Genomic DNA, 13,574 nt, shown 5'->3' with positions numbered 1-13,574 from the left:
AGGTCCTATTGAGCAGCAAGCTGAATTTGTTGTTGCTGTTCAAGTTTAGCCATTAATTGCTGGCTAAGCGCGAGGAATTGTTGTTTCTCTTTTTTGTCGATAGGCAAGGACTGCGGTAGTTTTACCGTGCGAGGATTACGATGAACCCCATTGACGATAAATTCATAATGGAGATGTGCGCCAGTAACCCGACCGGTTGAGCCTAATGTGCCGATCACTTGGCCCTGTTTGACTGTTTGTCCTTGCTTTACTTTACGCTTTTTAAGGTGAAGATATTTAGTGGTGTAGGTTTCGTTGTGTTTAATAAACACATAGTTGCCATTGTACTGATTGTAACCAGATTTGATCACCCGGCCTTTACCCGCCGCTTTTATCGGTGTGCCTACCGCGGCGACATAGTCGACACCTCGGTGGGCCTTGACTTGCCCTGTAACGGGATGGAGCCTGCGTGGATTGAAGCTTGAGCTCACATATTTAAAATCAACCGGGGAGCGCAAGAAGGCCTTACGCATGCTGCGCCCTTCCGCTGAGTAATAACTGCCATCTTTATAGCGCACGGCAGTATACTTATCGCCTTGGTTGATAAACTCTGCGGCAAGAATGTTACCGTTACGCAAAAACTCACCGTCGGCATACTCTTCTTCGAATAAGATAGAGAAATTGTCGCCTTGTCTTAGGTCGAGGGCGAAGTCGATGTCCCAGCCAAAAATGGTGGCTAATTGCATGATTTGATTTGGTGTTAGGCCTGCGCCAACACCTGCATTCCAAAAGTTACTGCTGATGGTTGCTGCGGCAAATTTAGTGCGGTTTTCAACTTGTTTAGTTTCGACCTCTTCACTATAGCCACTGTTTTGCTTACTGATAATGAGTGTCGAGATGGGATCGAGGTGGTAACGCACCTTAGTGAGTTCACCTGCGTCATTTTTTACGATCTCTATCTCTTCGCCGGGCATGATTTTTAGTAGATTCTTTTTGGCTTTAGGCAGTTGAGTGATCTCATATACGTCACGAGCGCTAAGGCCTGCGCGCTTAAATAGTGCTGCTAAAGTATCACCGCTACGAACCGTAAATTGTTCCTTGTGCTCAAGGATTTTATTCGGTTCGATCACCGACTCTTCAGCATCATGATCTGTTGTTACAGAGGTTAGCGCGGTTTGGCTTAAATCTACTTCGTTGGCTTTACTTGCTTTTTGAGCTATTTCGGCTGCACTTGGGGGGACGGGCTTTCTAAAGGCTAATGGCACGGGATAGGCTTGGGCGTTTGGCGCTATGGCTTTACCTTCGTCGGAAAAGGTCACCGACCCCGATAGCGCACTGTTAGTCGAACGGGAAGCCTGAGCATCGTCGGATGGTAAAAATACCACCGTTAGGGTGATCACCACTAAGATACTCAATATAATTTGATGTAATCTGGGTAACAATTTTAAGAGTGTTATTACCTTTCCCATTGACTCCGATACCAATTTCTTACACTTAAGCCCATCCTATTAGTGTACACTCTTTCATTTGTGCTGGCTAACAAGTAACATTAGTGCCCAATATTTACCTATAGGCTCTCAGGAGTAGCTGCCAAGATGGCTGATTTAGACCAAGCATTAGCAGAAATTAAACGTGGTACCGACGAGATCCTTCTCGAAGCGGATCTGCTGGAAAAACTCAAAGAGGGTCGTCCTCTGCGCATTAAGTTGGGGGCTGATCCCACTGCGCCAGATATTCATCTTGGCCATACCGTTATTTTGAATAAGATGAGAACTTTTCAAGAACTCGGTCATGAAGTGATCTTTTTAATAGGTGATTTCACCGGTATGGTCGGCGACCCAAGTGGTAAGAACAGCACGCGTCCGCCATTGACCCGTGAACAAGTTTTGGCGAATGCCGAGACGTATAAAGAGCAAGTATACAAGATTTTAGATCCGGCTAAGACACGTATCGAGTTTAACTCTAGCTGGCTTGAGCCGCTTGGCGCTGCAGGGATGATCCGTTTAGCTTCTCAGCAAACGGTTGCGCGTATGATGGAGCGCGATGACTTTAAGAAGCGTTATGCTTCGGGTCAATCTATCGCGATTCATGAGTTTATGTATCCATTATTGCAAGGTTATGACTCAGTAGCGTTAGAGTCTGATGTTGAACTGGGTGGTACCGATCAGAAGTTTAACTTGCTGATGGGGCGTGAACTGCAAAAAACAGCGGGTCAAAAGCCACAGACGGTTATCATGATGCCGCTGCTTGAAGGCTTAGATGGCGTCAAGAAGATGTCAAAGTCTGCGCACAACTATATCGGTGTCAGTGAGCCTGCGAGTGAGATGTTCGGCAAAATCATGTCTATCTCTGATGATTTGATGTGGCGTTATTTCGATCTATTGTCGTTCCGTCCGCTTACTGAGATTGCTCAGTTAAAAGAGGATGTAGTTCAAGGGACTAACCCGAGAGATGTTAAGATCTTACTGGCGAAAGAGATCATTGCGCGTTTTCATGATGAAGCTGCTGCAGAAGCTGCGCATCAAGAATTTATCAACCGCTTTCAAAAAGGTGCTCTACCTGAAGATATCGCAGAGGTTGAGCTTGTTGCCGGTGAAGGGATTGCGATTGCTAACGTGCTAAAAGAGGCTGGCTTAGTGGCTTCAACATCAGATGCGATGCGTATGATAAAGCAAGGCGCTGCTAAGATTGATGGCGTTAAGATTGAAGATACTCGTCTACAATTGACCGCTGGGACTAGCGGGGTATTCCAAGTGGGCAAGCGTAAGTTTGCTAAAATCACTTTGGTTTAGCTTACTCTGGTTTAGTTCACTTTGGTCTAGAGTACTTGGCTCAGAGTGCTTGGGTCTAAGTAAAGCTAAGCGATATAACAAAAGGTCTGCCAATGCAGACCTTTTTTGTGTCTGGAACACTTATGCAAATTTCCCATGGATGGATAGAAATTGGCGTTGTGTCTGGAACACTTATGTTAGGTGCTAGAAGCTTACTGCGTCGCGAGTTGATCTTGCATGGTTTGATAGTCCATTAGATCTTCATGCTCTGTCACGCGATGATTCGCTAAATCCAGTTTTACCGTCGTCACCCCTGGTATCGCCAATTCAATGACTTTTCCTGGCTTACCAAACAGGCTTCCAGGGCCACGATAGTGATAGTTACCTATCATGATCACCAATGAGCCAGAGTTAAACATGTGTTCAATATTGAAGTTATATTCCAGCACGCCGCGATGAGCGCGCTCGAAAAACTCTAAGATATCGCGTCTACCTGTGTATTTTTTACTGGCGGTGCGATCGATAAAGATACTGTCGCGATTATAAAATGAACCTAGAGTTAGATAGTCGTGATCGGTTAGCGCTTGAATATACTGGACGGCCATCTGCTGCTCTTCAGGCATATCACCAGGATTTGCTTGTGCAAATAGAGGAGTTAGTGCCAATAGGCTGTATAAAAAATACCTGATCATTTTATGTTTTCTTCAGATCGAAAGCGGGAAGTCTTAAGTGCCATTTTATGGCGGCTAACCTTATTGCCAAAGCGCTAATCATAGCAACTGCAAATGCCGCCTTATTAGCGGCACCTAGGCTTAATGCCAAGGTATAACTAATTCCACCAAATATTGATGCGGTAGCGTAAATCTCAGTACGTAAAATCATTGGCACCTGACGGCAAAGTACGTCTCGAATAATGCCGCCTCCGACGCCAGTTATCAAGCCCATTACGACGGCAATCATGCCGCTGAGGCCGAGATTGAGCGCCTTTTCTGCGCCAATAACAGTAAATAGTGCTAACCCTAAGGCATCGGCTACTGGCAAAGTATACTGAGGTACTTTCTTGGGTTTACGAATAAATATCAGCGTTAACAACACAGTAGCGAGAATCACTATGATGTAATTATGATCGCGGATCCAAAATACTGGTGTGGTACCTAGCAGCGCGTCACGAATACTACCGCCACCAATGGCGGTTACCGAGGCAAGAACAATCACCCCAAAAGGGTCCATTCGATGGCGTCCAGCGGCTAACGCGCCTGATAGGGCAAAGACCGCTGTACCACATAAGTCAAAAAAATAGACCCACTCTTTCATTGATCGAGTTCTTTTAAGTGAAAATTAAGTGCATCGACCGAGATACGAATTTCAATGACGGATAACAACAAAGAATAAAGCAGTAATAACAGGCTTGACCCAAAAATGAGAGACCCCGTTTTGTTAAAACCAATATAGATAAAAATCATACACAACACACATAGCGCAAAGCTCGATACTCCGGCTTCTTGCATTCGACGGATAATAATGATTCGTTGGCGTAGATTTTTAAGTTGTCCGCTATGGATTGGCGTTCCCTGACTGCTAAGATTACGGATTAATGCCGCCAGAGAGAAAAAACGATTTGTATAGGCGAGCAACAGTAATGAAATTGCAGGGAAAAGCAGCGCTGGGGTTGTCAGCGAAATATGAAGATTATCAAACAAAATCGTTATACCTATAATGTCAGTATGTTACCACTAGAGTCGCATAATACCAATCCGTTGCCGCTTGTCTAGTCCAATCCCTTTCGGGCTGAGTTGTTCTGTGAAAATTACAGTGCTGCTGTTTTTAGGTAGCGTAATAACGCCCAAATAATAGGAATCATTATCACACTTAACACCCATATCGTATTTCCCATTCGGGCCAACTTTAGGGCATGGGGCAGGTGAGAGGCATCGGGTTTCTGTTTTTTACCGACTTTCTCAAGAGAAACCTTGGTATTGGCAAATTTTATCGGCCCACCCAGCTCTATTCCTAGTACATGAGCGGCAATTTCACAGGTCGCGATATGATTGTTGACTGGATAACGACTCTTAGTCGACCGCAGTATGAGCACTAGTGTTTTAGGGCCACCTTGTATGGCTAAGGTAAAATTCCATAGCAATGTTGGCAAGAAATAGAGCCCATAGCTTAAGTAGTAGGCGGGTTTCCCAAAGCTTTGATATTGCGGATTAACCGAAGGCCAGCAATATTCAAGCTGCTTTATCATGCGCGCGCCTAGGACTAAAGGTGCACCACCGATGGCGAAAAACAGGATGGTGGCCACAATGCTGTAGACTGGGATGGTGACCAGTTTTTCTATTGTCGCTTTAGCCAAACCGACTTCAGATAAGTCTTGAGTGTCTCTGAACAGCCAGTTTTTTAGTAGTGCTCTAGCACTTGGTCTATTGTCTTGTCTTAATGCCTGCGCGGTCTCGTCGGCGACTTTATAGAACTGTTCATCACATAGGCAGAGGTAAAGAATGATAAATTCGAAAAACCACGGAAAAGCGGCCAGCTGAATTAAAAAGGTGATGATCAGCCAAAAGGGCACGACCAAGAGGACGATAGCGAGAAAGCCTGCGGTTTTTTGTTGGGAACTGGTGCGCCCTTTACGGTTAACCTTGGCTGATAAGCTGCGCGCGAGATGGCTGTACCAGTAAAATACTTGTGCCTCTCGTGGCAGCGGGGCCATTTTTGCCAGCAATATCGACACTAATAGGATAAGCGCCCCTTGATATAAGGGGCTGTCATTCATTAGCTGTTGAGTAAAGTCTGGCAGCATGGATAAGCTATAAGATTACAGTTGTTTAAGTAGCGACATCACCATAAGCGCCGAGTGGTGTCCCGCTTTAACGATGTAGCTATCAAAATCGACTGGCGAGTCATTGTTAGCATTGTCTGATAGTGAACGGATCACCACAAATGGTACGCCAAACTGATGGCATACTTGGGCTATTGCCGCCCCTTCCATCTCGCACGCCGCCATTGTTGGGAAGTTTTCTATCATTGTCTTAGTGCGAACAGGGTCGCAGATAAAGCTATCGCCAGTGCAGATCAGCCCTTCGATGGCTTTTACTTCACCAAGGCTAGCGACCGCTTTCTGTGCTGCGCTAACGAGAGTTGCATCGGGCATGAAGGCGGCTGGTTGCTGCGCCATTTGGCCAATTTCGTAACCGAATGCGGTCACATCGACATCGTGATGGCGTACTTCAGATGAAATGACGATATCGCCAATCGCTAGGCTGTCGACAAACCCGCCAGCCGAGCCGGTATTAATCACATAATCAGGGGCATATTTTTCAATCAATAGGGTGGTTGCAACGCTCGCGGTGACTTTACCAATCCCCGAGCGAGTCACTACAACATCTTTGCCTTCTAGCTGCCCGGCAACAAATTCGATGCCTGCAATAGTTTGCGACTCTGGGTTAGTCATAGAGGCGATGAGATGAGCGACTTCTGGCTCCATGGCGCCGATAATACCGATTTTCATTGAATGACCTTAATATGGTGATGGTTGCGATTACGTTCGCTATTACGTTCAGCTGTTACGTTTGATAGTAGGTTTGACGTAATAGGCAGGTTAATGGGGGCTAATATAGCAATAAAGTGGTTCTCTGGCGAGATCGTGGATCGCAAGCTCGATGGCTTGTGGGAAAACAAGTTAGAAGTTGCTTTGTCGGTGCCCATAGCCAATTGGACAGTCCTTAGCTGGTGCTAGTCTTGAGCTTTATTGTTTTTGAATTGCTTGCAGCAGGCCTTTCGTGCAAACACATTTGTGACTCGGTGAGTGAAGCGTAGCTTCGTGGTTACGAACGAGAGGCATGGACGCCGAACTGGCTTTTAGATATGGACGTTGTTCGAGCACTTCCATGTGAGCTCTACCTCGGCATCCATGCCTCGGAAGGTCACAACTGTGTTCACACTGAGTTTTCTATTTCTTCGATTGGACCTTGCTGGTACCACTTGGGCAATCACAAGTTAACTCATTTTTGGACAAAAATAAGCTGACCTTCGAATGACAGTGTTGGCTTTTTTAGCTTGTAACCTTTAGCTGCATAGGTTTTTACTTCGCTGATGGCAGCGTTGACCTTCATAGTTTTGAGTTGCTTGCAGCAGGCCTCACGTGCAAACACATTTGTGACACGCTACAAGCACTTCCATGTGAGCTCTACCTCGGCATCCATGCCTCGGAAGGTCACAACTGTGTTCACACCGAGTTTTCTATCTCTTCGATTTGACCTTACTGGTACCACTTGGGCAATCACAAGTTAACTCATTTCTGGACATAAGCTTGTTAGGATATTTGCTCTAACTCGCCGGTTTCAAATTAAAATTTCTATGGGCTAACGCCTTGCTAAGGTGAGGCTAAGTCAAGAAACTTAAACATATCCACCATAATTACTAAACTCAACCGTCCCAAAAATGCCAAAGGTTAGCCGTCACTTTTAGGCAATTTGTTAGCCCTGCACTACAATATTTTCGTAATTCCCGACGCCTTACGCTCAATTCCATATTCTTGAGCTTCATCTTCTCCTGTCTTGATTATGTCTGCTGTTAATTCAGAGAAGTTTTTGGGAGGAGAAACGAGCCTTAGACCAAAATAAGTACCAGAGAAATTCATATTCTCTTCGCAAATTGTATCGTTGAAGCCAACAATACGGGCTGTGTTACTACCCAAGGCGTACCACCCAAAACTGCGAGCGATTTCAGTCAAAACGTAAAGGCCAAAGCCAGAGTTATCAAATACGTTTTCATCTTGAGAAAGCTGTGATGTACGTGAAACACCAGGCTTAACAGAAAGCTTCAATGCTTCAATGTCACTATGTAATTCATAAGACTGAGTTAATGAAGAGCTAATACCTACACCTTCATCAACTATAACAATTTCAGCCTTACCATCACACCAACGCTGCCCAAAGACATAACACTCATTTGCACCAGAATGCTCAAATACATTCCTAACAATTTCACGTAAGGCATAATTATAAAATTTATTGATCTGTTGCCCTTCAGCTTCGCCAGAAATAACTATTGCCAACCCTCGAACTTCCGATTGTATACTTTCGTACCACTTTTCAAGAGCATCTTCACCATCGCCCATTATCGGCTTTGCAATTCTAGTAATCGCAGTGTAAGTGCTAGAACCCTTAGCTTCCCCAACGCACTTGCCCTCACCCATCATAACAAAATCGAAGAAACCTATGTGCTTCAGGTAATCATGGACAGCAGAATAAGTATCAACTCCTTTCCTTGTCGTACTTAGCTTCAGCTCTCGGCGTTTTTGTATCCACTGTCTAAGCTTAGAGCCTGCTACTAGCATAGCTGTTGGCTTTGACCACGTAATTGTTGAACAATCGACACACACTTTATCTAGGTCTTGGCTATTATCTAGCTCGTCAAAGAAATCTTGAAGAGTGTCACGATCAAATGTTTTCGGAAACTTTATTGTTGTCACTTTTATTGCACCAAATCTACTAACAATGGGAAAGGGCTAACAGCTTTTAGTGAAACCTTGCAATGTACACTACCTTGTAAAGTAGGAGACTAAGCATGTATTGACACGCTAGTAAGATTCAAAAAACTACTGTAAATCATACAGTAATGTAAATGCTGCTTCAGCACAATGTGGTAATCCTCTAGAACAGTAGACACTTTGTAGCATTACTAAAATTAGGTCAACAGTCCAGTACCAAGCAGCGCCAGTTCAGTCATGCGAAACAAACTTTGGGGCAAAACCTTCTTAGCTTTTTATTCTCAAGTCACACCAAACACTGTCAAATCGAAGAGATAAAATGACCCAGTGTAAGCGCGGTTTTGGCCCTTGGTGGCAGGGATGCCACCGTGGAGCGTATAGGGATATATTCACAGCGAGCCAAAAGAGTGCTTGCACATTCCTCGCCGGACAGGCGATTAGTAACAGTGAAGGTGTGACCTTCAAGTACACTTAACAAATAAGATGCAGCCAAACGCTACTAAGCCAAAAAAGGCTAAACCTTCATTTTAAGGTCTACCCACTTTGGGGCAAAAGCACGTTAGCTTTTTACTCGCCACTCACACTAAATGAAGGCAAATCGAAGAGAGAAAATAACCTAGTGTAGATGCAGCTGAGGGGATCGAAAACATGGATGTTTTCGTTAAGCGGCCAAGGATGGCGCAAAGCGTCCCGAAGCAGTATCTGCACATTAGGTTGTTCTTTCACATCGGACCCATAGGGATACGGGAAATGTCAGTGTGATGTAGGGAACATCACTGACCATGTGATCACGACATTCGTATATCCATATACATCACCGCTGCAAGCAATTGAGTCCTATTGAAGGTGCGACCTTCAAACCTTGTCAATAGATGAACATGCAGGCAAAAATACTAAGCGGTCATTCGCCACCAAGGCACAATAGCTTTTGTTGGTAAGCTCATACGTCCATTGAGCCCTATGGTCGCAGTCAGTTGTCGTACGTTGCTGATCTTTTTTCCTTTGTAGGCATAGTTAATTAGCCAATGGTTCTCCTGCATTGCCGATCAATGATCCCACTAAGTTTTGGAATGGATCGGTTTCACATTTTAGTTTCAACTTAGTTATTAATCTTGTTATTTAATTGATAATAGTTCGTATTACGCTTATTATCGCCAAATTATAGATACCCTAGGAAAATGATAAATGGCGAAGATCAGTAATCGATTCTGGTTTATGTTGCACGGCTGGGTGTCGCTCCCGATTTGGTTGTTATTTTGTTTTATCTGTATAACTGGAACGGTAGCGGTGGTGAGTCATGAGATCACTTGGCTGACTAATCCTCAGTCTAGAGCGGTTAATCCCGATGATTTGCCGGCAAAACCCGTTAGCGAATTAATGACTATTGTAGAGGAGCGCTATCCCAGTGCGGCGGTTACGGGGGCTATGACCTTCGAATCTTATTTAGTCAATGTCGTTATGTTTAGCGACACGGACAAACCCTTTGCTATGGCTTATGTCAATCAATATACAGGTGAGATCCAGCAGATTAACCAAGGTATTACTTTTATTGGTTTTATGCGCTCCTTGCATTCTTGGTTATTGTTTCCTTGGCGGGGTGGCTATAGCGTCGGTTACTATCTCGTTTGCTCTATGGCATTATTCATGCTTGCTTCCCTAGTAACGGGTCTTATTGTTTATAAACGATTTTGGCGAAGTTTTTTGACGCCTAAATTGCGTATTCATCAAGGGCGAAAGACGTTATTAGCCGATTTGCATAAGCTATCTGGCGTTTGGTCTATTTGGTTTATCGCTATCATGTCGGTGACTGGATTATGGTATCTGGTTCAAGCCATTTTTTGGCATGCTGATATTGATATAGAACCCCACGCGCCTTTAATCGAGGCGGCACAACTCCCCGTTATCCAAAAAGGCGATACTAGTTCAGCCACTGCAAGCGTTTCATTTGCAGAGGCTCTGACGTTAGCGCAAACACGCTTTCCTGAGTTTAAGGCCAGTTATGTGACTAAACCAGAGCACAGCCGTGACATGTATCATCTTAGTGGTTCTGGCGATCATCTGTTTTACGACCAATATTCTTACAACCTGAGTATTAACCCATGGACTGGGGAGGTGGCGAGTGCATCATCTCCGGAGACTATGACGGGGATACAGACTCTAATGCATATTGCCGATCCCTTACATTACGGTACGTTAGGGGGAATTTGGACAAAGTTTATTTGGTTTATTTTTGGATTGATTCTGTCTGGTATGTCGATCACCGGATTTATGATGTGGGGATTACGTAATGTGCGTGCATTTAAGCAAGCAGAAGAGAAATATTTGGCAACGGAAATGTTAGGAGAGATGCGCTGATGGCTTTGGTTCGCTCAATTTGGTGGAACAAAAATAAATATAAACTCAGTGGGCTCATTTTATTGTTTCCCATTGTGTTTTTGTACCAGTCTTTAACACCTAAATTTCCACCGGCATGGCCGGCTCAGCAGCTTGGGGAGTTTAAGGTTTCACCTTTACCGTTAGATCTCAAAGCGCCCTATGTACATCATGACGATTTTGTAAAAGATTTTATGGTGATTTTCGAAGAAGGTGAAATAAGCAACATGCGCCAAGGGTACGCGAATATTGGTGTGGAGGCCTTGCCTATGAGTATATTGCAACGCAGTGAGAATGGTATTTTGCACGGTAATAAACATGGTCAACATGTGCATGCCATCGCGGCAAAGCAGCTCAATGCTACCGATAGTCTTTGGGTATCGATACAAAATTGGCAAGGTGAATGGAGCGTTGCGCGCTGGCCTCTGCCACCAGAGTTACTGCCCTAAGTCGATTAAGCAATATGAGCCGGCCAGCTTATTTTATGGCTTACTCACTAGTAAGCCATTTGTGCCGGCATCAATTTAATTACTATTTTAATTACTATTGTGGCCTTAATGGAGAGATTGTGAGCACTTTGCTATCTACATCACTAAAATGTAAATGAAAACGATTCGTAATCGTGTTAATGTCTGTTTACTTTAAACTGACTAACTAAAAATAACTATGCGCTTTAATCTACTTCCTCTCGCGGCTGCGGTCACTTTGGCTTTAAATCCTCATCTAGTTTTGGCTGAAGAGCAGTCTTCGATTAATAATGTACAAGATCAAAATATCGAAAAAATGACTGTGACGGGTAAGTATACCGTCAGTAGAACAATCGATACTGCGACTGGTTTGGGGCTGTCGTTACAGGAAACGCCACAGTCAGTCAGCATTATGACTGCTGAGCGTATACAAGATCAGGCTCTTAATACGGTCGTCGATGTTGTTAATAACACCGTTGGTTTGTCCTCATCCAAGACGGATAATGTCCGCAACGGGTTTTCGGCGCGTGGATTTACGGTTCAGAATTATCAGATCGATGGTGTGCCACTATCTTGGAGTTTGGGCGGGGATGCCGGTGAGACCGTGTCTGATATCTCACTCTATGAACGGGTCGAAGTGGTGCGTGGTGCGACTGGGTTGCTTACTGGCGCAGGGGACCCTTCGGCTTCAATTAACTTAGTACGTAAACATGCCGATAGTTCAGAGCTCAAAGGCTATGTTGATGTCGCAACGGGAAGCTGGAATAAAAAGGAGGTTACGGCGGATATTTCCAATGGCCTGAATGACAGCGGTAGCGTACGTGGTCGTATGGTTGCTAAATACGTTAATAGCGATTCCTTTCAGGATTTATATCAAGACCGAAAGACCATAGTTTATGGCGTAATTGACGCTGATATCACCGATGACACTATGCTGCGAGTCGGTGGTAATTACAATAACAATAATCCTAAGGGAGCCATGTGGGGCGCGTTACCTGCGGTATTTAGCGATGGCTCTGTTACAGATTGGGATGTTTCTACCACTACGGCTGCCGATTGGAGCCGCTGGGAAACCACTAACATTAACTACTTTGCGAATCTGACTCATTATTTCGATAACGGTTGGCAAATTGTGGCTAACTATAATCGCATGGAATATGAAACTACCACCAAGATGATCTACATGTCGGGTTTATTGAACAAAGAAACCGGCGCTGGATTGAGTGGTCAGCGTTATCATAGCCATGGTGAGAGTAACTCCAACAATTTCGATGTGCAGTTGAAAGGCGATTATCAACTGTTCAACCGTGATCATGAATTTGTGGCTGGTGCGCTCTATAGTAAGCAAAAATCTTATGCTGATACCTATGAACCGATTCGCGATAATATGAGTGGGTTTGATTCAAAGACGGTTGATAATTTCTATGAATGGCAGAGTAACACCTTCGCTGAGCCCGTGTGGTCGGCTGACGCCAATCGTCAGCTGAATATGGATACAGAGCAGAAAGGTTTCTATGCGGCAACTCGGTTAACGATCACCGATGCGTTCAAGGTGATTGCCGGCGGACGTATTTCCAGCTGGAACCGTGACGGTGTTAGCTATGGAACAGATACTAACTTTGGTGATGATGGCGTATTTGTGCCTTATATCGGTGCCCTGTATGACATTAATGAATCGCATCGTGTTTATGCCAGCTATACCGAAATCTTTAATCCGCAAAACAACATAGATATTAATGGTGATTATCTTGACCCATTGGAAGGTAAAGCCTACGAAGTCGGGGTTAAGAGTTCATACCTTGACGACCGACTACACACGACTGTGGCACTGTTCCAGATCGATCAAGATAATCTTGCTGTAGAAGCAGGAACAGCGATTATTGGCGGTGTTTTAACGACTTATTATGACGCAGTTCAGGGCACTAAAAGTAAGGGGTTTGAACTAGAAGTCGTTGGTGAGCCTGTCGATGGATGGAACATTTCTGCCGGCTATTCTCAGTTTAACGCCGAAGATGCCGAAGGCAAAAGAGTGGCGACCACGAGCCCTCAAAAACAGTTTAAGTTGTTTAGCACGTATCAGCTTGTCAACCTTCTGCCTGAGTTAACATTTGGTGGTGGCGTTACTTGGCAGAGTGAAAGTTATTCTGAAGTGGGGGATGTAGTGATAGAGCAGGACTCTTATGCACTCGTTAACCTGATGGCGCGTTACAATTTAGCTGAAAATATGGATCTGCAGCTAAATGTAGAGAACTTGCTAGACGAAAAATATTACGCCTATATGTCAGCTTCAATTCCAGCATATAGCGTATATCACTACGGTACACCTAGAAACACCACGGTTAGCTTTAATTATCGTTTTTAAGGCGTTAGACCAATCGGTATAAGAAAGTGAGCGACTCACTGTATTTTTGGCAACTCATTCAAGGCAATGGGCGATGGACTGCTTGTTACCTTGTGAGGCCGTTCAACGCAGAAGTAGGACGGTAAAAACAC

Annotated in this window: 12 protein-coding genes; 4 read left to right on the top strand and 8 right to left on the bottom strand. The window is 44.5% G+C overall.

What is annotated here, in order from left to right; translation table 11 throughout:
• Positions 1-5: 5 nt before the first annotated feature.
• Positions 6-1,448, bottom strand: a complete 1,443-nt coding sequence (locus K0I62_RS14970; protein ID WP_220068869.1) for a peptidoglycan DD-metalloendopeptidase family protein — start codon at positions 1,446-1,448, stop codon at positions 6-8.
• Between the two features lie 126 nt (positions 1,449-1,574).
• Between K0I62_RS14970 and tyrS the strand changes: the two genes are divergently transcribed.
• A complete protein-coding gene (gene tyrS / locus K0I62_RS14965) occupies positions 1,575-2,771 on the top strand; it encodes a tyrosine--tRNA ligase (protein WP_220068868.1) in 1,197 nt (398 codons plus the stop codon).
• 191 nt (positions 2,772-2,962) lie between these two features.
• Here tyrS and K0I62_RS14960 read toward each other — a convergent pair whose 3' ends face one another.
• The 7 genes from K0I62_RS14960 to K0I62_RS14930 form a co-directional block, all read right to left on the bottom strand.
• Positions 2,963-3,442 (bottom strand): nuclear transport factor 2 family protein, encoded by a 480-nt coding sequence (locus K0I62_RS14960; protein WP_220068867.1) that lies wholly within the window; start codon positions 3,440-3,442, stop codon positions 2,963-2,965.
• Between the two features lies 1 nt (position 3,443).
• A complete protein-coding gene (locus K0I62_RS14955) occupies positions 3,444-4,064 on the bottom strand; it encodes a trimeric intracellular cation channel family protein (RefSeq protein WP_220068866.1) in 621 nt (206 codons plus the stop codon).
• Positions 4,061-4,450, bottom strand: coding sequence for a DUF2721 domain-containing protein (locus K0I62_RS14950; RefSeq protein ID WP_220068865.1), 390 nt, complete (start codon positions 4,448-4,450; stop codon positions 4,061-4,063). Before K0I62_RS14950 ends, K0I62_RS14955 begins: the two co-directional genes overlap by 4 nt.
• A gap of 107 nt (positions 4,451-4,557) precedes the next feature.
• The gene (locus K0I62_RS14945) at positions 4,558-5,550 is read right to left on the bottom strand and encodes a cobalamin biosynthesis protein CobD/CbiB (protein WP_220068864.1); all 993 of its coding nucleotides are present in this window, start codon (positions 5,548-5,550) and stop codon (positions 4,558-4,560) included.
• A gap of 15 nt (positions 5,551-5,565) precedes the next feature.
• The gene (gene mtnN, locus K0I62_RS14940) at positions 5,566-6,258 is read right to left on the bottom strand and encodes a 5'-methylthioadenosine/S-adenosylhomocysteine nucleosidase (protein ID WP_220068863.1); all 693 of its coding nucleotides are present in this window, start codon (positions 6,256-6,258) and stop codon (positions 5,566-5,568) included.
• Between the two features lie 978 nt (positions 6,259-7,236).
• Positions 7,237-8,223, bottom strand: a complete 987-nt coding sequence (locus K0I62_RS14935) for an ATP-binding protein (RefSeq protein ID WP_220068862.1) — start codon at positions 8,221-8,223, stop codon at positions 7,237-7,239.
• A 911-nt stretch (positions 8,224-9,134) separates the two neighbouring features.
• Positions 9,135-9,281, bottom strand: coding sequence for a hypothetical protein (locus tag K0I62_RS14930; protein WP_220068861.1), 147 nt, complete (start codon positions 9,279-9,281; stop codon positions 9,135-9,137).
• 145 nt (positions 9,282-9,426) lie between these two features.
• On the opposite strand from K0I62_RS14930, the gene K0I62_RS14925 reads away from it, so the two are divergent.
• The 3 genes from K0I62_RS14925 (at position 9,427) to K0I62_RS14915 (ending at position 13,443) form a co-directional block, all read left to right on the top strand.
• A complete protein-coding gene (locus K0I62_RS14925; protein WP_220068860.1) occupies positions 9,427-10,596 on the top strand; it encodes a PepSY-associated TM helix domain-containing protein in 1,170 nt (389 codons plus the stop codon).
• Positions 10,596-11,063 carry a PA2404 family protein gene (locus tag K0I62_RS14920; RefSeq protein WP_220068859.1) on the top strand — a complete coding sequence of 156 codons (468 nt, stop codon included), beginning with the start codon at positions 10,596-10,598 and terminating at the stop codon, positions 11,061-11,063. Before K0I62_RS14925 ends, K0I62_RS14920 begins: the two co-directional genes overlap by 1 nt.
• Positions 11,064-11,280: 217 nt before the next feature.
• Positions 11,281-13,443, top strand: a complete 2,163-nt coding sequence (locus K0I62_RS14915) for a TonB-dependent siderophore receptor (RefSeq protein ID WP_220068858.1) — start codon at positions 11,281-11,283, stop codon at positions 13,441-13,443.
• Positions 13,444-13,574: the final 131 nt, after the last annotated feature.

This window comes from Shewanella psychrotolerans (assembly GCF_019457595.1).
GTDB classification, from domain to species: Bacteria; Pseudomonadota; Gammaproteobacteria; order Enterobacterales; family Shewanellaceae; genus Shewanella; species Shewanella psychrotolerans.
Note: the sequence above shows the minus strand (reverse complement) of the source record. Positions and strands in the feature narration are given on the sequence as shown.